Below are 18,400 nucleotides of genomic sequence, written 5' to 3' on the forward strand. Positions count from 1 at the left end.
GACGGGAGGTGTCGACCGATGGCTGTCCTTGCGATGCGTGCTGCCCGCGCACAGAAGCCCACTCCGTCCACCTCCGCGGTCACCGGCTGACCACTTCAGCTTTCCGCGCGCCCGAGCGCGCCGCCGGGACCGCACCCGTGAAGGGTCTCCCTTGTCTTCCTCGCTCTCCTCTTCGTCTTCCTCCCCCTCTTCTTCTTCCTCCTCCCCGTCGCCGCTGTCCCCGTACGGCTGGGACGACGGCTGGGACGCGGCGTTCGCGCCGTACGCCGCCGAGGGGCTGGTGCCCGGGCGCGTCGTGCGCGTCGACCGCGGCATGTGCGACCTCGTCACCCCCGAGGGCGTCGTCCGCGCCGACACCGAGTTCGTGGTGCCCCGCGACCCCGCCAAGGTCGTGTGCACCGGCGACTGGGCGGCCGTCGACCCCGCGGGCGCCGACCCGCGCTACGTACGGACGCTGCTGCCGCGCCGTACCGCCTTCCTGCGCTCCACCTCCTCCAAGCGGTCCGAGGCGCAGGTCCTCGCCGCCAACGTCGACCACGCCGTGGTCGCCGTCTCCCTGGCCGTGGAACTCGACCTCGGTCGCATCGAACGGTTCCTGGCGCTGGCCTGGGAGTCCGGGGCGCAGCCCGTGGTCGTGCTGACCAAGGCCGACCTGGTGCCCGACCCGACCGGACTGTCGTACCTCGTGCAGGACGTGGAGACCACCGCGCCCGGCGTGCCCGTGCTCACCGTCAGCGCCCTGCACGGCGACGGCCTCGGCGAGCTCACCGCGCTCCTCGGGCGGGGCACCACCGTGCTGCTCGGGACCTCCGGCGCCGGCAAGTCCACCCTCGCCAACGCGCTCGTCGGCGACGCCGTCATGGACGTACAGGCCACCCGGGACGCGGACGGCAAGGGCCGGCACACCACCACCACCCGCAACCTGCTCGCCCTGCCCAGCGGCGGGGTCCTCATCGACACGCCCGGCCTGCGCGGCGTCGGCCTGTGGGACGCCGGCACCGGCGTCGGGCAGGTGTTCGCCGAGATCGAGGACCTCGGCCGGGACTGCCGCTTCCACGACTGCGCGCACGAGAACGAACCCGGCTGCGCGGTGCTCGGGGCCGTCGAGGCGGGCGCACTGCCCCCGCGGCGGCTGGAGAGCTACCGCAAGCTGGTGCGCGAGAACCAGTGGATCGTCGCCAAGACCGACGCGCGGGCGCGCGCCGAGATGAAGCGCGAGTGGAAGCGCCGGGGCGCGATGGGCAAGGCCATGATGGAGGCCAAGCGGGGGCGGCAGCGGTGACCCGCGCCCCGGCACCCGCCACGCCCATGTCCGATTCCCGCTAGCAGGAGGGCCGCGACCGGCGAAGACTGGGTCCCGTGACGGATGACGAGGACACCAGGTACGAGGCCGTACGCAGCAGGGACGCCCGGTTCGACGGGGAGTTCTTCTTCGCGGTCACCACGACCGGGATCTACTGCCGGCCGAGCTGCCCCGCCGTGACGCCCAAGCGGCGCAACGTGCGGTTCTTCGCCACGGCCGCCGCCGCGCAGGCCTCGGGGTTCCGGGCCTGCCGGCGGTGCCGGCCGGACGCGGTGCCCGGCTCCGCGGACTGGAACGTCCGCGCCGACGTCGTCGGCCGCGCCATGCGCCTCATCGGCGACGGCGTGGTCGACCGCGAGGGCGTCGCCGGGCTCGCCGGCCGGCTCGGGTACAGCGCGCGGCAGGTGCAGCGGCAGCTGACCGCCGAACTCGGCGCCGGGCCCGTCGCCCTGGCCCGGGCGCAGCGCGCGCACACCGCGCGCGTGCTGCTGCAGACGACACCCCTGCCGGTCACCGAGATCGCGTTCGCGTCCGGGTTCGCGAGCGTGCGGCAGTTCAACGACACGGTGCGCGCCGTCTACGCGGCCACACCCACCGCGCTGCGGGAGGCCGCGCCGAAGGCCGACCGGCCCTCCCGGCGCACCGCGCCGCCGGCCGCCGGGATCCCGCTGCGGCTCGCCCACCGCGGGCCGTACCACGCGCGGTCCGTGTTCGACCTGCTGGAGCGGGAGGCCGTCGCCGGGGTCGAGGAGGTCGCGGGAGCACCGGGCACCCGCACCTACCGGCGGACACTGCGGCTGCCGTACGGCACCGGCATCGTCGCCGTCGACGAGCGCACCGAGGACGTCCCCGGGGCCGCCACCCACCCGGGCGGCTGGCTGCAGGCCCGGCTGCACCTGACCGACCCGCGCGACCTGACCACCGCGGTGCAGCGGCTGCGGCGGCTGTTCGACCTGGACGCCGACCCGTACGCCGTCGACGAGCGCCTCGGCGCCGACGCCCGGCTCGGCCCGCTGGTCGCCGCCCGGCCCGGACTGCGCGCGCCCGGCGCCGCCGACGCCGAGGAGTACGCCGTCCGCGCCCTCGTCGGCCGGGACGAGGCCGCCCGGCTGGTGCAGGTCTGCGGCAAGGCGCTCGACGCGCCCTGCGGCAGCCTCACCCACCTCTTCCCCGAACCCGCCGTCCTGGCCGGCGCCGCACCCCACGGCCCGCTGGGCGCCCTGACCGGCGCGCTCGCCGACGGCCGCCTGCGCCTGGACGCGGGCACCGACCGGGACGACGCCGAACGCGCGCTGCTGGCCCTGCCCGGACTGGACGCCGGCACGGTCGCCGCGATCCGCGCACGGGCCCTCGGCGACCCCGACGTCGCGCCGCCCGGCGCGGACGTCCCCGACACCTGGCGCCCCTGGCGCACCTACGCCCTGCACCACCTGCGCGCCGAGACACTGGAGCCGTGATGACCGACCCGACCTACGCCACCCACGTGCCGAGCCCGCTCGGGCCGCTCCTGCTGACCGCCGGACCCGACGGCGCGCTGACCTCGCTGTCCGTGCCCGGACAGAAGAACGGGCGCGAGATGCGCGCCGACTGGCGCGAGGACCCCGGTCCGTTCCGGGAGGCCGCCGAGCAGCTGGCCGCCTACTTCGCCGGCGAGCTGAAGGAGTTCCGGCTGCCGCTGCGCACCGAGGGCACCGCCTTCCGGACGCGCGTGTGGGCCGCCCTGGACGACGTGCCGTACGGGGCGACCACCTCCTACGGCGAGATCGCGGCGCGGATCGGGGCGCCCCGGGCCGCCGTCCGCGCCGTCGGCGGGGCGATCGGCGCCAACCCGCTGCTCGTCCTGCGGCCCTGCCACCGGGTGATCGGCGCCGACGGCTCCCTGACCGGCTACGCGGGCGGCCTGGAACGCAAGGTCCGCCTGCTCACCCTGGAGGGCTGCCTGCCCCACACCCCCTAGGCCTCGTCCTCCAGGCCCCAGCTGTGGATGCGGTGCGGGTGGATGCGGATCAGCTCCTCGCTGAGGTGGGCGCCCAGGTCGTGCGGGCCGACCAGCAGTTCGGCCTCGCCGCGGACGTCCACGCCGCGCACCTTCCACGGGCGCAGGGAGACGATGTCGTCGACGACCAGGGCGATCCGGGGGTTCTCGCGCAGGTTGCGCCACTTCTTGGTGCGGCCCATCGCGTAGCCGCCGATCAGGATGGTGCCGTCGTCCTGCAGCCGGTAACCGACGGGGTTCGCCTGTGGCTGCCCGTGCGGGTCGACCGTGGCCATCCGGCCCAGTCGCTGCGACGCCAGGTACGCCCGCTCGGCCTCACTGAATGCGGTCATGCCGCAAGCGAAACACGGCCGCCGGACGGCGCGCATCGGATCCTCGCCCTACGCCCCCGGGCCTACGCCCCCTACGCCCCGCAAGCCCAGGTCGGCCGCGGCGGCCTCCGCGCGGGCGCGCGGTCAGCCGCACAGCACCGCGCCCAGCCAGGCGCCCGCGATGAGCAGACAGGTGAACAGCTCCACCAGCACGTCCGTGCCGCCCGAGCGCATCACCGTGCGCAGCGCGGCGCGGGCCTCGCCGTGCCGGCCGAGGCGCAGGCGCTCGTACAGGTAGATCCCGCCCAGGAAGCCGGGCACGGCGCCCAGCACGGGCAGCAGCACGAAGCCGAGGAGCGTGCCGACCCCGGCGAAGACCGCCATCCGGCCCGTGGCGCCGGCTGCCTGGAGCCGGCGCGGGGGCAGCGACCAGCGCACCACCTGGGAGACGAACAGCACGAGCGTGGCCCCCACCAGCACGCCCCAGGACACCGGCCGCGGGTCCTTCAACGCCCACCACAGGACCGCGGCCCACACCAGCCACGACCCCGGCACACCCGGCAGCAGCACTCCGCACAGGCCCAGCAGGATCACCAGGCCGACCAGCAGGAGTTCCCACGCTCCCATCCGTCCAGCCTGCCCGAGGCGGGACGGACCCGCAGATCAGGAGTGGGTGGCGAGGGCCGGCAGGGACGTGTGGCCGCCCCCCGGGACCAGGGGGGCGCTCAGCGGTCGCGGGCCACCCAGCCCCGTTCGTGCGCGTGCCAGCCCAGCTGGAGCCGGGTGGTCGCCCCGGTCAGCTCCATCAGCCGCTTCACCCGGCGCTGCACGGTCCGCAGCCCCACGTCCAGCTGCTTGGCCACGCTCGCGTCGGTCAGCCCGGCCAGCAGCAAGGAGAGCACCTCCAGGTCGACGGCGTCCGGGCCGTCCGGCGCCTGCTCGGCGACCCGGCCGTCCCCGCCCAGGCGCAGCGGCAGGCCCTCGCGCCACACCGACTCGAACAGGGCCGCCAGCAGCTCCAGCAGCCCCCCGGCGTGCACCACCAGCGCTCCCGGCTCGGCCGACCGCCCGGTCAGCGGCACCAGCGCCGACGCGCGGTCGGCGACGACCAGCTTGGTCGGCACCCGCTCCACCACCCGGACCTCCTCCTCGCGGCCCAGTGCGGCCGTCAGCTCGCTCACGCCGTCCGGCTGGTCCAGCACCGACCGCTCGATCACCACCCGGTAGCGCACCCCGCGCTCGGCGGCGCGCTCCTCGGCGTCGTTCTGCCCGGCGGTGACCGCGACCGGGGTGCCGGTGACCAGCGCGCACACCTCCTCGGCCGCCCCGAGCTGGAGCTGCAGGAAGCGCTGGGTGACCGCCGCCGCGCCGGTCACCACCTCGACCAGGTCGTGCACCGACGGCTCGGCCGCCGCCGCCCGGTACTCCTCGGCGAGCAGCGCGGCCGCCAGCTCCGCCCGCTCCAGCTCGTGCCGCTGCTGGGTGAGCAGCGCGCCCAGCGCGACGCCCGGGGGAGCGGCGACCCAGCGGCCGGGGCGGCCCGGCGACTGCGCGGCCAGGCCCTGCCGCTCCAGGTGCCGCAGCGCCCGCTCGGTGGCCTGCTCGCCGAGCGTCAGCCGGCGCGCCAGGGCCGGCACGTCGGCGGCGCCCACGGACACCAGCGCCCGGTAGGCCGCCTCGTGCGTCTCGTCGAGCCCTATCGCTCCCAGCATCCCGGACGTCCCTCCTGGCGGGAAACGGTCATGGCGTGAACCCGCCGCCGCACATCATCGCCGCGGACCCGCTCCCTCTGCCAAGGTGTGGCTTCGGCGCCGACGACCTGATCTCCGTCGCAGCGGACGGTCGGGGGAGCCCGCCGCCCGGCCCACGGCCGGGACGGCCCCGGTCTCCCGGTCGGCCCGAACGGTGGTCCGGGCCCGGCAGGCGCAACGGCGCACGGGGAGCCGGGCCGGATCACTCGGCGCGCCGGGCGGTTCTCCCGTGGGGGGTGGAACCGCCCGGCGCGGCGTACGGCAATTTGCCGATGCCCCGTTTCCGACCGGCCCGTGCGGTCACAATTGCGGCATGAGCCAGCAGGGGGGAAGGCCCACCGGTCCCGACGACGACTGGTGGGGTCAGCTGTACGACGACGCCGCCGCGGACACCGGCCCCACGGCCGCCGCCGACTCGCTGGACGACCGGTTCGCCTCCGCGGTGGGCACGGTGAACGCGACACCGGGCGGGCGCCCGCCCCGTGAGCAGCCGGACCGGGACCCGTGGAGCCCCTGGGACCCGCACGACGACACGGGGTCTGCCCCTGCGGAGGCCCTGCCGGACGCGGCCCCGGAAACCGGGGGTCCGCCCCCGGACGTGCCCGCGCAGCGACGGGCCGAGCCAGGTTCGGCTTCCGGGGCCGGTGCCGGGACCTTCCCGGCCGGACCGCTCCCGCCCGGCTTCACCGAGCGTCCGGACCCGCGGGCCGACGCCGCGCGACCCGACGGTCCCCCCGCGCCGCAGCCCCCCACCGGTCCCTCGGCCTGGATCACGGGAACCGCCAGGGCCCTGGAACCCGAACCGCCCGCTGACGCGCCGACACCTCCGTTCGGCCCGCCCGCTGCACCGCCGGTGCCACCGTCCCCGCCCGCCCAAGTACCGGCGCCTCCGGCTCAGCCGACCGAAGCGCCGACGCCTGGGCCGGGGCCGACCGAGGCTCCGCCCGCTGGATCGACGGTTCCCCTGGCCCCGTCCGCCGAAGTACCGGCGCCTCCGGCTCCGCCCGCCGAAGCGCCGACGCCTCCGGCGGGCCAGGCCGAGGCTGCGCCCGCTGGATCGACGTTCCCACCGGTCCCGCCCGCCGAAGCACCGACGCCTCCGGCTCCGTCGACCGAAGCACCGACGCCTCCGTTCGGCCCGGTCGATACTCCGCCGCCCCCACCCACGGCGCCACCGGCCCCGCCTGCTGACGCGCCGACGCCGCGGTCCGGCCCGGCCGACACGCCGCCCCCTCCACCCACGGCGCCACCGGCCCCGCCCGCCCAAGCGCCGACACCTCCGCCCGCTCAGGCCGAGGCGCCGACCGCCCCGCCGGCCCCTGCCTTCCCTCCGGCCCCCGCGACCCCGCCCGCGCCGGCCCCGGCGCCCACCGCCCCCACGCCCGCGACCCCTCCCAGCTCACCGGGCCCCACCCCGGGCCTCGCCCCCGGGGCCATCCCCGCCGCCCGTACCGCCCCCGACTCGCTGCCGCCCCCGGTCCTGCCGGTCGGGCCGCCGTCGGCGCGGGACCACGTGGGGGCCCGGCCGCCGACCTACGAGGCCGAGCCCACCGCCCTTCCGGCCGCCAGCCCCGACGACCTCGCGGACCTGGTGCCCGACACCGTGCTGGACGGCGCCCGGTACGGGGCCTGCACATTGCGTGCGGCCTCGTTGCGCGGGGACTCGGCGCGCTACCGGGGCGAGCCGCGGCGGGACGCGCTGCTCACCGCCCGGTTCGGCGCGGGCGAGCAGGCGCTGGTGCTGGTCGCGATGGCGACCGGGGCCCGGGCCACGCCCGGCGCGCACCGGGCGGCCGCCGAGCTGTGCCGGTGGATCGGGCGGGCCGTGGGCCGCAGCCACGCGCGGCTCGTCGAGGACATCCGGGCGGCCCGGCGCGGCGAGCTGAAGTCGGGCCTGCACCGCCTGACCGACCGCAGCCTCGGCCGGCTGCGCGCCGAAGCGGCCGAACAGGGCCTGGATCCCGCGGAGTACGCGGCGGACCTGCGCTGTCTGCTGCTGCCCGCCGACCCCGAGTGCCGCACGCGCGTGTTCTTCGGCGTGGGCACCGGCGGGCTGTTCCGGCTGCGGGGCGGGCAGTGGCGGGACATCGAACCGGCGGCCGGCGAGGTCACCGGTGAGCCCGTCGTCGGGTTCGGCTCGGCCCCCGCCGGGACGCCCGCGGGCGACCGGCTCACCCCGGACCCCGGCACCACGGCCCCGCCCGGCCCGGGCGACCCGCCCCGCGCGCCCTTCCGCTTCCGGGCCTCGGTAGCCCGTCCGGGTGACACGTTGCTGATGTGCACCGCGGGCCTCGCCGACCCGCTGCGCAGTGAGCCCGAACTGTCCGCGCACCTCGCCGCGCGCTGGGCCGCGCCGGAGCCGCCGGGCCTCGCCGCCTACCTCGCCGACGTCCAGGTGAGGGTGAAGGGGTACGCCGACGACCGTACGGCGGCCGCCGTCTGGGAGGCGTGAACCGCGCTCCAGCGGTCATGGTGGTCCTGGGACCCCCTGACCGAAGGGCACGTGGACCATGGCCAAGCAGAACGTCGCCGAACAGTTCGTCGACATCCTCACCCGCGCCGGAGTCAAACACCTGTACGGCGTCGTCGGCGACAGCCTCAACCCGGTGGTCGACGCGGTCCGCCGCCACCGGGGCATCGACTGGATCCACGTCCGCCACGAGGAGACCGCCGCGTTCGCGGCCGGCGCCGAGGCGCAGATCACCGGGCGGCTGGCGGCCTGCGCGGGCTCCTGCGGGCCAGGCAACCTGCACCTGATCAACGGCCTGTACGACGCGCACCGCTCCATGGCGCCGGTGCTCGCGCTCGCCTCGCACATCCCGTCCAGCGAGATCGGTCTCGGCTACTTCCAGGAGACCCACCCCGACCAGCTGTTCCGCGAGTGCAGCCACTACAGCGAGATGATCTCCAACCCGCAGCAGATGCCGAGGCTGCTGCAGACCGCCATCCAGCACGCCGTCGGCCGCGGCGGCGTCAGCGTGGTCACCCTGCCGGGCGACATCGCCGACGAGCCCGCCCCCGAACGGGCCGCCGAGACGGCGCTCGTCACCGCCCGGCCCACCGTGCGCCCGGGCGACGCCGAGCTGGACGCGCTCGTGGAGCTGATCGACGGGGCCCGCAAGGTCACCCTGTTCTGCGGCAGCGGCACCGCCAGGGCGCACGCGGAGGTCATGCAGTTCGCCGAGCGGATCAAGTCCCCGGTCGGCCACGCCCTGCGCGGCAAGGAGTACATCCAGTACGACAACCCCTTCGACGTCGGCATGAGCGGTCTGCTCGGCTACGGCGCCGCCTACGAGGCCACCCACGAGTGCGACCTGCTGATCCTGCTGGGCACCGACTTCCCGTACAACGCCTTCCTGCCCGACGACGTGAAGATCGCCCAGGTCGACGTGCGGCCCGAACGCCTCGGCCGGCGCTCCAAGCTGGACCTCGCGGTGTGGGGCGACGTGAAGGAGACCCTGCGCTGTCTGATCCCGCGCGTGCGGGAGAAGACCGACCGCCGCTTCCTGGACCGCATGCTGAAGAAGCACGCGGACGCCCTAGAGGGCGTGGTGAAGGCGTACACCCGCAAGGTCGACAAGCACGTGCCCCTGCACCCGGAGTACGTGGCGTCCGTGCTGGACGAACTCGCCGACGACGACGCGGTGTTCACCGTCGACACCGGCATGTGCAACGTGTGGGCCGCCCGCTACGTCTCGCCCAACGGCCGCCGCCGCATCATCGGCTCCTTCTCCCACGGCTCGATGGCCAACGCGCTGCCGATGGCGATCGGCGCCCAGTTCGCCGCGCCCGGCCGGCAGGTCGTGGCGATGTCCGGCGACGGCGGCTTCTCCATGCTGATGGGCGACTTCCTCACCCTCGTCCAGTACGACCTGCCCGTGAAGATCGTGCTGTTCAACAACTCCTCGCTCGGCATGGTGGAGTTGGAGATGCTGGTCGCCGGGCTGCCCTCGCACGGCACCGCCAACAAGAACCCCGACTTCGCGGCGGTGGCACGGGCCTGCGGGGCCTACGGCGTGCGCGTCGAGAAGCCCAAGGACCTCGCCGGGGCGCTGAAGTCGGCCTTCAGGCACAAGGGTCCGGCCCTGGTCGACGTGGTGACCGACCCCAACGCCCTGTCCATCCCGCCGAAGATCAAGGCGGAGATGGTGACCGGGTTCGCCCTGTCCGCCTCGAAGATCGTGCTGGACGGCGGTGTGGGCCGCATGCTCCAGATGGCCCGCTCCAACCTCCGCAACGTGCCCCGCCCCTGACTCCCGGCGACGGTTTCCGGCCAACTTCGCCGTCCCGGCGACGCCCGCGCCCCTCGTGCACCACGCCGACGCCCGGCCCCACCCGGGTCCCGTGACCACGTCGGGAGGCCGTGCGCGCGGCCGGTCGCGCCCGTACGGGCGGGCCGGCGCCTCCGGTCGGCGGCACCCGGTGCCCGGATCGTGGCCGAACACCCGGGTGTCGCGCGGACCGGATGACTGGCCCCCGCCCGGTCGGGCAAGGATCCCCGTGAACGTGTTCGAGCTGAGGGGAACCGACATCGGCGCACGGGCGGGGGTCATGAAGAGGCAGGCACGAGGCAGCGGTTCCACGGCGATCGCGGACACGCCGACGGCGACACGGGCGGGGGAGGAGGACGGGGGAACGGAGTGTCCCTCCCACCGGCTGCGGCGCAGACTCGGCAGGGCGGACCTGCGGGCGGTGCCCGAGGCACGGCGCGCCCTGCGGGAACTCCTGCGCCCCTGGGGCGGACCGGAGCAGTCGGCGATCGCGGAACTGCTCACCAGTGAACTGGTCACCAACGCACTCGTCCACACCGACGACGACGCGGTCCTCACCGCCACCGTCGAACCGGACCGACTGCGCGTCGAGGTACGGGACTTCGTGGCCCGCAGGCCCAGCCCACGGGTGCCGGTCGCCGACGACGGCACCAACGGCAGGGGCCTGATGCTGGTGCAGTCCCTCGCCGACGCGTGGGGCGTCCACGCGCACGGCGTCGGCAAGGCCGTCTGGTTCGAACTGGGCGCACAGGCCGCCTGACACCGGCCCGCGGGCCACGGCGTACGGCGACGGGACGGGGCGCGGCCTGTCGGCCGCGCCCCGTCCCGTCGTGTGTCGTGCCCCGTCACCGGTCCTGCGGGGTCAGCCGAACTGCTGCTCCAGGTCCTTGAGCTTGCGCTCCAGGGAGTCCAGGCGCGGCAGGGCCATTGTGTCGTCCTCCGCGGTGAGGTCGACGGTGATCGGGTCGGAGCCCTTGCGGACCGGCTGGAGCGAGGGACGGGCGCGCACGGGCAGCTGTTCCGCCGATATGGCAGGCTCCGCGGGGACCCGCTCCGCACCCCGCTCCACGGCCGGGATCTCCACCCGGCGCCCGCCGCGGCCGGGCAGACCGCGGTGGCCGCGGCTGAGCGCCTTCAGCTGGGCCCGCTCCATGCGCTGCTGCTCCCGGCGGCGCATCCGGGACTGCTCCTTCTCCCGCTGGTCCTCGCGCACCTCGTCCACGGCCTCGTCCAGCGTGCGCACGTTCTCCAGCAGCATCAGCGACCACGCCTTGTAGGTCTCGCGCGGGGCGCGCAGCCAGCGGACCACCCGGATCTGCGGCAGCGGTCGCGGCACCAGGCCCTGCTCGCGCAGGGCGGCCCGGCGGGTCTGCTTCAGCGCGCGGTCGAACAGCACCGCAGCGGACAGGGACATGCCCGCGAAGAAGTGCGGCGCGCCGTCGTGGCCGAGGCCCCGGGGCGCGTGCACCCAGTTGAACCAGGCCGCGGCGCCCGCGAACGTCCACACGAGTATGCGCGAGCCCAGCGCCGCGTCACCGTGGCTGGCCTCCCGCACCGCGAGGACCGAGCAGAACATGGCCGCCCCGTCCAGGCCGAAGGGGACGAGGTACTGCCAGCCGCCCGTCAGGCCGAGGTTCTGCTCGCCGAACCCGACCAGGCCCTTGAAGGACAGCGCGGCCGCGACCGCGGCGCAGCAGAAGAGCAGGGCGTAGGAGGCGGTGCCGTAGATGGCCTCCTTGCGCCGGCGGCGCTCCTCGAGGCGCTCCCACGAGTCGTCCGCGCTCGCGTCCTTCCCCGCGGGGTTCTTGCCGCGCCTGAGCACCGCCACCGCCGCCAGCATGCCCAGGAGCAACACGGCGCCCGGAAGCAGCCAGTTCAGCGATATGTCGGTCAATCTCATCTGGGGTCCCTTGCATTGGGATAGGGCGTAACGCCCGCCATGGTGGCCCAATCCCACCGGCCCTCAGGGGGTTTCGGGGCAAGAGGCCGCCAAGGAGGTGCAAGGGGATGCCCAGGGCGACGTTCTGCTCGAACTGCCGCTTGAGGGGCGGGAGTTGAGTTCGAATAAGACTACCCGTACGGGTGGTGCCACGGAAAGTTCCTGCGGCCCGTGAGGAAAGTGTGCCCTTCCCGTGACCGAGCGGAGTCCCGTGCGCGGATGATCTTACGGGACGCGGAGCGGTGCTCCGGCCCGGGGAGCCCCTGATGCCGGGTCAACTCGCGGCGGACGCGGCGAGCTTGGTGATCCGGTCGGCGTCGCAGGTGCGCGGGCAGGTGGCGCAGGTGTCCTCGGGGCGCACGGTGTAGAACATGCAGCAGCTCGCCCGGTCGCGGGTGGGCAGCGCCTCCCCGTCGGGTCCGGTCAGCTCCCGGAAGGCGGCCGAGCCGACGTAGGGCCGGGTGGCGCCCGGCAGCAGCAGCTCCAGCTCCCGGCGGGCCCGCTCCTGCTCGCCGTCGCCGAACAGGTGGGCGACGTACCACAGCCCCTCGACGACCTCGTCGGTCACCATGCCCCACAGGGCCCGCCCGCGGCGCCGCATCCGCGGGCCGAAGCCGGCCAGCAGCGGCTCGTGGTGCTCGGCGACCGCCGCGCGCACCTCGGCCCGCAGCGCCTCCTCGTCCGGCACCACCCGGGCGCCCGGCAGCGCCGCCGCCGGGTCGCCGGGCAGACAGGCGAAGGAGTCCGGCTCCCGGACCGCCAGCCGCATGTCGCCGGCCGTCCGGTCGTACGAGACGTGCGTCACGGGCAGCCGGGGCACCCGGCGGTGCAGGAACCACGGCACGGTGATCAGCAGGCACACCGGCCAGGCGTAACGGTGCAGCCCGAAGCTCGCCACCACGTCCGGGCGGGCCCGGGTGCCGTAGTCGCGCAGCACCTGGGCGTCGTCCCAGGCGAGGAAGGCGTCCAGCGCGGCCCCGCCCCCGGCCAGCGCCTCCGCCCCGACCCAGCCGCCGCCCTCGGGGGCGGGCTCACCGGGGGCCAGCTCGGTGACGGTCAGGGTGGGGAAGACCTCGGTGAGGCGGGTGTAGGCGTCCGCGGTGACCGAGCGGGCCCCGGCCGGGGCCGGGGCGGGCGGGGACAGGGGCATGCGGACCGCCGATCTCTCCGTCATCAAAGGTAAGCCTAACCTTATCAAGAGTGGTCGCAATTGGAAGTGGCGGCCGGTGCGCCTAAGGTGCTTGACGGACGAGTAACAACCGGACCTAATGACCCCAAGTACCGACAAGCCCGGAGCCGGAGGAGGACCCCGTGACACAGGGCACGCAGGGCTCCGCCGGGACGGGAGTGCCCGAGGGGGCGGCGCGCGCGCCGCGGGTCCCCGCGCAGGGGCGGGGCGCGGACGGCGGGCGGGTCCGGCCGGGGGAGAGCGGGGCCGACGGTCCGGGCGGCGGCACGGGCGCCCGGGGGGAACGCGTCCACTCCGAGACGCCGCTGCCGCGTCCCGCCGCGGAGCGGCCCGCCGTGCAGCGGTCCTCGGTGCGCGGGCAGGTGCTCGACGCGCTGCGCACCGCGCTGGTCGCCGGTGATCTCGCACCCGGCGAGGTGTACTCCGCCCCGGCGCTCGGGGAGCGGTTCGGGGTGTCCGCGACACCCGTGCGCGAGGCGATGCAGCAACTCGCCCTGGAGGGTGCCGTCGAGGTCGTCCCCAACCGGGGCTTCCGCGTGGTCCGGCGCGGGGCGCGGGAGCTCGCCGAACTGGCCGAGGTGCGGGCGCTCGTCGAGGTGCCGGTGATGCTGCGGCTCGCGCGGACGGTGCCGGCCGAGCGGTGGGCCGAACTGCGGCCGCTCGCGGAGGCGACGGTGCGGGCGGCGGCGTCCGGGTGCCGGGCGACGTACGCGGAGGCCGACCGGGCCTTCCACCGGGCGGTGCTGGCGCTGTCGGGCAACGAGCAGTTGGTGCGGATCGCGGAGGATCTGCACCGGCGGGCGCAGTGGCCGTTGGTGGGTGGGGGGCGGGGTGGGCGGGAGCGGGCGGAGCTGATCGCTGACGCGGCGGAGCACGGCGCGTTGCTGGATGCGCTGGTGGGGCGGGATCTCGAGGTGGTCGGGGCGTTGGTGCGGGAGCACTTCACGGGTGCGGGCTGATTTCGGCGGGGTTGTGGTGTGGTCGCTCGCCGTTGCTGGGGGCTGCCGCCCCCAGGCCCCCGCTTCGGCCCTGAAGGGGCCTCGTCCTCAAACGCCGGACGGGCTGAGAATGCCGGGCGTTCGCCGAAAAGTCCCGCCGGACGGGCTGGGGATGGCGGGCCCTCGTCGAGAAGTGCCCTAAGCCGTCGCCGCCCCCGGAGGTGCCAGTTGGGCTGCCAGCCATGTCGGTACGCCTCCCAGGAGGCGGAACAGGCGGCGGGCCTCCTCGCGGAGGCGGGAGGCCTGGGGTTCTGTTTCGGCGTCCGCCAGGGAGACCAGGGCGGGGGCGGTGCCGACCAGGTAGCCGAGTTCCTCGCGCAGGCGCAGGGACTCGGTGAAGCCGTGGCGGGCCTCGGCCAGTTCGCCCTCGCGCAGGGCCAGGCCCGCGAGGTGGCGCCAGGTGAAGGAGAGCAGGAGCAGGTCGCCGTGGGCGGTGGCGCCGGCGTGGGCGCGGCGGAAGGCGGCGCGGGCCGCCTGGGGGGCCTCGGCGACGTTCTGGGCGACCAGGCCGCGCCGGAAGTCCAGCAGGGCCCGGGCGGCGGCGCCGGGCGGGATCAGGGCGGCGGCGCGGCCGAGGGCGGCGCGGGCCTCGTCGGCGCGGTCGCGCACGCCGTGCAGGGTGGCGGCGTAGGCCAGGTACCCGCGTTCGCAGGCGGCGGCGCCGCGCTCGTCGTCGGTGTGGGTCAGGGCCTCGGCGGTGCGCAGGGCGTCCTCGGCCTCCTCCCAGCCGTGCTCGGTGTACAGGCACCGTTCGACCAGCAGGGACGCCCGTTGCAGGGCGGTCGCGGCGGTGTCGGGCGGGAGCAGGGCCGCCGCGTCCGTCCAGCAGGCCCGCGAGCGCAGCCGCCACACCGCGGTCTGGAGCGGATCGTCCCCGGCGGTGCCTGCCGTACCGGATCCCGTACCGGACATGGCGGGTTGCGCCACGTTGCCCTCCCGTAGGCCGTGTCCAAGCCTTGCCGTGCGCCGGCACCCGTGGAGCTCATGAGTGGGTGGGCGCATCTCAGCACGGATCACCGGGCCGGGCCAAGGGGGCGGGTGAAGGATTTCACAAAGTCGTGGGACTCCGCCGTGGCCGGACGGCGCGGGCGGCGTCAGCTCATCCGCAGGGCCAGGAAGAAGTCCAGCTTGTCCTCGAGGCGCGAGAGGTCACGTCCCGTCAACTGCTCGATTCGCCCGACCCGGTAGCGCAGCGTGTTGACGTGCAGGTGGAGGCGGGTCGCGCAGCGGGTCCAGGAGCCGTCGCAGTCGAGGAACGCCTCCAGGGTGGGGATCAGCTCGGCGCGGTGGCGGCGGTCGTAGTCGCGCAGCGGGTCGAGCAGGCGCGCGGTGAAGGCGCGGCGCACGTCGTCGGGGACGAACGGCAGCAGCAGGACGTGCGAGGCGAGCTCCTGGTGGCCGGCGGCGCACACCGGGCCGGGGCGGGCCGCCGCGACCCGGCGGGCGTGCCGGGCCTCCTCCAGCGCGCCGCGCAGCCCCTCGGCCGAGTGCACGGCCGCGCTGACGCCGAGGGTGACCCGGCCGTCGCCGTCGAGGCCGGCCGCCAGCGGGTCGCGCACGGCGGCCAGCAGGGCGTCGGCCTGGACGCCGGTCTCGGAGCCGTCGTGCTCGCCGGCCACCGCGGGCAGCGGCACCAGCGCGACGGCCTCCTCGCCGGTGTGGGCGACGGCGATGCGGTCGGCGGGTTCCGCGCCGGGCGAGGCGGCGGGGCCCCCGGCGCCGGTGGGGCCCGCGGCGTCGGCGAGGACCTCCTCCAGCAGCGCCTGCGCCGCCGGGCCGCCGTCGAGGCCGGCGTCGTCCCACTCGACGCGCGCGACCACGACCTGCCAGTGCGGGGCGGCGCCGAGGCCGGGCAGCAGCACCGGGGCGGCGACCCGCAGCCGGGCGGCGATCTCGGCCGGTGCGGCGCCCGTCTGGACCAGCTCCAGGACCTCCTGGGCCAGCCGGCGGCGCACCGTGCGGGCCGCGTCCCGGCGGTCGCGTTCGACGGCGATGAGCTGGGCGACGCCGTACAGCAGGTCCAGGCGCTCCTCGGGCCAGTCCCCGGCGTCCGCCTCCACGGCCAGCAGCCAGTCCGACAGGACCGTCTCGCGCACGTCCCGCGCGGCCTGCGGGCCCCGCCCCCCGGTGTGCACCGGGAACAGCGAGTAGACCTGCGCGCCGATGGTCACCCGGTTCGGGGCCCGCCGGCCCGCGCGCACCGCCGCCAGGTGCTCGGCCGCCAGCGCGCCGCCCAGGCCGGCCGGCAGGGCCGGGCCCGCCGCCTTGGGGCCGGCGATGAGCCGTCCGGTGGGGGAGAGCACCCAGGCGCGCAGGTCCAGGTCGGAGCCGAGCAGCTCCAGGACCACGTCGGGGCCGCCGCCCGCCGGGCCGGAGGTCATCATGCGCCGGTGCCGGTCGACGACCGCCGCGAGGTCCCCGGCGCGCTCGCCGCTCACCTGCCGGACGACGTGCTCGGTGATCGTGGCGAAGGCCACCGACTCGTGCACGGCGAACAGCGGCAGGCGGTGCCGGGCGCAGGCGGCGACCAGGTCGTCGGGCACGTCGCCCAGCTCGGCCTCGCCGGCCGCCAGCGCGGCCACCCCGGCGTGCGCCAGGATCCGTACGAACGGCTCGGAGTCGGCGGCGTCGCGCCGCCAGGCGAGACCGGTGAGGACCAGTTCGCCGCCGGAGAGGTAGCGGCTGGGGTCGCGCAGGTCGGTGGTCATCACCCCGCGCACGGTGCGGTCCAGCTCGTCCTCGCCGCCGAGCAGCCGCAGCCCGAGCGCGTCGGTGTCCAGCAGTGCGCGCAGCCGCATTCTCGTCGCCGCCGTTCTCTGTCTAGAAATCTACGATGGGTCGTGAGGGGTGCCGTCGGACGGGACCCGTCGCGGGGGTCCCGGTCGCCCGCCCGGGCGGTCGTGGTCCGCGGTCGGCGCGGGCCGGACTGTTTCCCGCGTTTCCGCAGGAGAACCAGGAGGTTTCTGATGACCTCCGTTCATACGAATCTACAAGATGGCTGACGTGGCCAGCCAACTCCTTCATGGTTTCGGTGACTGACCCCGTCGGAGCACACCGCTGTGTACTGAGCCCACTCCGCGTGAACACCACATGAACGAGCCGGGCCCGCCGCACCGATTCTGGCTCGATCCGTACGCACCACGAGACGAAGAAGAGAGCCGGTCATGGACTTCCTTCGCCCCGCCAGCTGGGAGGAGGCGCTCGCCGCCAAGGCCGAGCACCCCGCCGCTGTGCCGATTGCGGGTGGCACCGACGTGATGGTCGAGATCAACTTCGACCACCGCCGGCCCGAGTACCTGCTCGACCTGACCCGTATCGGCGACCTCTACGAGTGGGAGGTCGGCGAGGACAGCGTGCGGCTCGGCGCCTCCGTCCCGTACACGAGGATCATGGAGAACCTGCGCACCGAACTGCCCGGCCTCGCGCTCGCCTCGCACACGGTCGCCTCCCCGCAGATCCGCAACCGCGGCGGCGTCGGCGGCAACCTCGGCACCGCCTCCCCGGCCGGCGACGCCCACCCCGCCCTCCTCGCGGCCGGCGCCGAGGTGGAGGCGGAGTCCGCGGCCCGCGGCACCCGGCTCATCCCGATCGACGCCTTCTACACCGGCGTCAAGCGCAACGCCCTCCAGCCCGACGAGCTGATCCGCGCCGTGCACGTCAAGAAGGCGGACGGGCCCCAGCAGTTCTCCAAGGTCGGCACCCGCAACGCCATGGTCATCGCGGTGTGCGCCTTCGGGCTGGCGCTGCACCCGCACACCCGGACCGTGCGCACCGGCATCGGCTCGGCGGCGCCCACCCCCGTGCGGGCCACGACCGCCGAGGAGTTCCTGAACGCGGCGCTGGAGGAGGGCGGCTTCTGGGACAACGGGAAGATCATCACCCCCTCCGTCGCGAAGCAGTTCGCCGACCTGTGCTCCGCCGCCTGCAACCCGATCGACGACGTCCGGGGCACCGCGAGCTACCGCCGGCACGCGGTCGGCGTGCTGGCCCGCCGGACGCTGACCTGGACCTGGGAGTCGTACCGCGGCACCCACCGCGCCACCGAGGGAGCTGCGTGATGCGCGTCAATCTCACCGTCAACGGACGGCCGCAGGAAGCGGACGACGTCTGGGAGGGCGAGTCCCTGCTGTACGTGCTGCGCGAGCGGCTCGGCCTGCCGGGCTCCAAGAACGCCTGCGAGCAGGGCGAGTGCGGGTCCTGCACGGTCCGCCTGGACGGCGTGCCGGTGTGCTCCTGCCTGGTCGCGGCCGGCCAGGCCGAGGGCCGTGACGTGGTGACCGTCGAGGGGCTCGCGGACTTCGCCCGGCAGCGGGACGGGGGCGGCTGCGCGTCCGGCGCCTGCGGCGGCACCGGCCTGGACGAGGCGAAGGCGTGGCAGGCCGGCGGCACGGACTCGCAGACCGGCGAGGGCACCGGACTCTCCCCGATCCAGCAGGCGTTCATCGACGCGGGCGCCGTGCAGTGCGGCTTCTGCACGCCCGGCCTGCTGGTCGCCGCCGACGAGATGCTGGAGCGCAACCCCACCCCGAGCGACGCGGACATCCGCGAGGCGCTGTCGGGCAACCTGTGCCGCTGCACCGGCTACGAGAAGATCATGGACGCGGTCCGGCTGGCGGCCGCCCGGCAGGGAGGGGCGGTCTGA

At 75.6% G+C, this 18,400-nt stretch carries 16 protein-coding genes; 9 read left to right on the forward strand and 7 right to left on the reverse strand.

Annotated features, from left to right (window positions below; all coding sequences use genetic code 11):
- The first annotated feature begins 151 nt into the window (after positions 1-151).
- From rsgA to AQJ30_RS06110, 3 genes are all read left to right on the forward strand, one after another.
- Complete coding sequence (gene rsgA / locus AQJ30_RS06100) at positions 152-1,282, forward strand: ribosome small subunit-dependent GTPase A (RefSeq protein ID WP_067229603.1); 1,131 nt, start codon at positions 152-154, stop codon at positions 1,280-1,282.
- Between the two features lie 77 nt (positions 1,283-1,359).
- On the forward strand, positions 1,360-2,760 hold the full coding sequence (locus tag AQJ30_RS06105) for a DNA-3-methyladenine glycosylase 2 family protein (RefSeq protein ID WP_067229606.1): 1,401 nt from the start codon (positions 1,360-1,362) through the stop codon (positions 2,758-2,760).
- Positions 2,760-3,260 carry a methylated-DNA--[protein]-cysteine S-methyltransferase gene (locus AQJ30_RS06110; protein WP_067229607.1) on the forward strand — a complete coding sequence of 167 codons (501 nt, stop codon included), beginning with the start codon at positions 2,760-2,762 and terminating at the stop codon, positions 3,258-3,260. Before AQJ30_RS06105 ends, AQJ30_RS06110 begins: the two co-directional genes overlap by 1 nt.
- Here AQJ30_RS06110 and AQJ30_RS06115 read toward each other — a convergent pair.
- From AQJ30_RS06115 to AQJ30_RS06125, 3 genes are all read right to left on the reverse strand, one after another.
- Positions 3,257-3,631 (reverse strand): PPOX class F420-dependent oxidoreductase, encoded by a 375-nt coding sequence (locus AQJ30_RS06115; RefSeq protein ID WP_107119496.1) that lies wholly within the window; start codon positions 3,629-3,631, stop codon positions 3,257-3,259. The two genes, AQJ30_RS06110 and AQJ30_RS06115, sit on opposite strands and share 4 nt — an antisense overlap.
- 123 nt (positions 3,632-3,754) lie before the next feature.
- The gene (locus AQJ30_RS06120) at positions 3,755-4,237 is read right to left on the reverse strand and encodes a DUF456 domain-containing protein (protein ID WP_067229609.1); all 483 of its coding nucleotides are present in this window, start codon (positions 4,235-4,237) and stop codon (positions 3,755-3,757) included.
- A gap of 98 nt (positions 4,238-4,335) precedes the next feature.
- Complete coding sequence (locus tag AQJ30_RS06125) at positions 4,336-5,322, reverse strand: TrmB family transcriptional regulator (RefSeq protein WP_067229610.1); 987 nt, start codon at positions 5,320-5,322, stop codon at positions 4,336-4,338.
- Positions 5,323-6,151: 829 nt separating this feature from the next.
- Between AQJ30_RS06125 and AQJ30_RS36540 the strand changes: the two genes are divergently transcribed.
- The 3 genes from AQJ30_RS36540 to AQJ30_RS06140 all read left to right on the forward strand — a co-directional run bounded on the left by AQJ30_RS36540 (position 6,152) and on the right by AQJ30_RS06140 (position 10,392).
- Positions 6,152-7,813: a protein phosphatase 2C domain-containing protein gene (locus AQJ30_RS36540; protein ID WP_425424133.1), complete on the forward strand. Its 1,662-nt coding sequence runs from the start codon at positions 6,152-6,154 to the stop codon at positions 7,811-7,813.
- A gap of 58 nt (positions 7,814-7,871) precedes the next feature.
- Positions 7,872-9,614, forward strand: a complete 1,743-nt coding sequence (locus AQJ30_RS06135; protein WP_067229612.1) for a pyruvate dehydrogenase — start codon at positions 7,872-7,874, stop codon at positions 9,612-9,614.
- A 247-nt stretch (positions 9,615-9,861) separates the two neighbouring features.
- The gene (locus tag AQJ30_RS06140) at positions 9,862-10,392 is read left to right on the forward strand and encodes an ATP-binding protein (protein WP_391894426.1); all 531 of its coding nucleotides are present in this window, start codon (positions 9,862-9,864) and stop codon (positions 10,390-10,392) included.
- Between the two features lie 102 nt (positions 10,393-10,494).
- Here the strand turns inward: AQJ30_RS06140 and AQJ30_RS06145 are convergent, their stop codons facing one another.
- Complete coding sequence (locus AQJ30_RS06145) at positions 10,495-11,532, reverse strand: DUF2637 domain-containing protein (RefSeq protein ID WP_067229615.1); 1,038 nt, start codon at positions 11,530-11,532, stop codon at positions 10,495-10,497.
- Positions 11,533-11,845: 313 nt separating this feature from the next.
- Complete coding sequence (locus AQJ30_RS06150) at positions 11,846-12,721, reverse strand: (2Fe-2S)-binding protein (RefSeq protein ID WP_067229616.1); 876 nt, start codon at positions 12,719-12,721, stop codon at positions 11,846-11,848.
- A 161-nt stretch (positions 12,722-12,882) separates the two neighbouring features.
- Here AQJ30_RS06150 and AQJ30_RS06155 point away from each other — a divergent pair, with 161 nt between their 5' ends.
- Positions 12,883-13,719 (forward strand): GntR family transcriptional regulator, encoded by an 837-nt coding sequence (locus AQJ30_RS06155; protein WP_067229619.1) that lies wholly within the window; start codon positions 12,883-12,885, stop codon positions 13,717-13,719.
- Positions 13,720-13,896: 177 nt separating this feature from the next.
- Here the strand turns inward: AQJ30_RS06155 and AQJ30_RS06160 are convergent, their stop codons facing one another.
- Both AQJ30_RS06160 and AQJ30_RS06165 read right to left on the reverse strand, forming a co-directional pair.
- Positions 13,897-14,685: a hypothetical protein gene (locus tag AQJ30_RS06160; protein ID WP_079083859.1), complete on the reverse strand. Its 789-nt coding sequence runs from the start codon at positions 14,683-14,685 to the stop codon at positions 13,897-13,899.
- A 167-nt stretch (positions 14,686-14,852) separates the two neighbouring features.
- Positions 14,853-16,556 (reverse strand): PucR family transcriptional regulator, encoded by a 1,704-nt coding sequence (locus AQJ30_RS06165; RefSeq protein ID WP_067229623.1) that lies wholly within the window; start codon positions 16,554-16,556, stop codon positions 14,853-14,855.
- A gap of 366 nt (positions 16,557-16,922) precedes the next feature.
- Here AQJ30_RS06165 and AQJ30_RS06170 point away from each other — a divergent pair, with 366 nt between their 5' ends.
- Positions 16,923-17,816: an FAD binding domain-containing protein gene (locus tag AQJ30_RS06170; protein ID WP_067229625.1), complete on the forward strand. Its 894-nt coding sequence runs from the start codon at positions 16,923-16,925 to the stop codon at positions 17,814-17,816.
- On the forward strand, positions 17,816-18,400 hold the full coding sequence (locus tag AQJ30_RS06175) for a (2Fe-2S)-binding protein (protein WP_067229627.1): 585 nt from the start codon (positions 17,816-17,818) through the stop codon (positions 18,398-18,400). The genes AQJ30_RS06170 and AQJ30_RS06175 overlap by 1 nt, the downstream gene beginning before the upstream one ends.

The sequence above is a fragment of the Streptomyces longwoodensis genome, assembly GCF_001514125.1.
Taxonomy (GTDB): Bacteria; Actinomycetota; Actinomycetes; order Streptomycetales; family Streptomycetaceae; genus Streptomyces; species Streptomyces longwoodensis.

Coding starts and splice junctions, on each gene's coding strand:
- AQJ30_RS06165 (WP_067229623.1), bottom strand. CDS start 16,556: ATGCGGCTGCGCGCACTGCTGGACACCGACGCGCTCGGGCTGCGGCTG.
- AQJ30_RS06170 (WP_067229625.1), top strand. CDS start 16,923: ATGGACTTCCTTCGCCCCGCCAGCTGGGAGGAGGCGCTCGCCGCCAAG.
- AQJ30_RS06115 (WP_107119496.1), bottom strand. CDS start 3,631: ATGACCGCATTCAGTGAGGCCGAGCGGGCGTACCTGGCGTCGCAGCGA.
- AQJ30_RS06135 (WP_067229612.1), top strand. CDS start 7,872: ATGGCCAAGCAGAACGTCGCCGAACAGTTCGTCGACATCCTCACCCGC.
- AQJ30_RS06120 (WP_067229609.1), bottom strand. CDS start 4,237: ATGGGAGCGTGGGAACTCCTGCTGGTCGGCCTGGTGATCCTGCTGGGC.
- AQJ30_RS06150 (WP_067229616.1), bottom strand. CDS start 12,721: ATGCCCCTGTCCCCGCCCGCCCCGGCCCCGGCCGGGGCCCGCTCGGTC.
- AQJ30_RS06125 (WP_067229610.1), bottom strand. CDS start 5,322: ATGCTGGGAGCGATAGGGCTCGACGAGACGCACGAGGCGGCCTACCGG.
- AQJ30_RS06110 (WP_067229607.1), top strand. CDS start 2,760: ATGACCGACCCGACCTACGCCACCCACGTGCCGAGCCCGCTCGGGCCG.
- AQJ30_RS06145 (WP_067229615.1), bottom strand. CDS start 11,532: ATGAGATTGACCGACATATCGCTGAACTGGCTGCTTCCGGGCGCCGTG.
- AQJ30_RS06175 (WP_067229627.1), top strand. CDS start 17,816: ATGCGCGTCAATCTCACCGTCAACGGACGGCCGCAGGAAGCGGACGAC.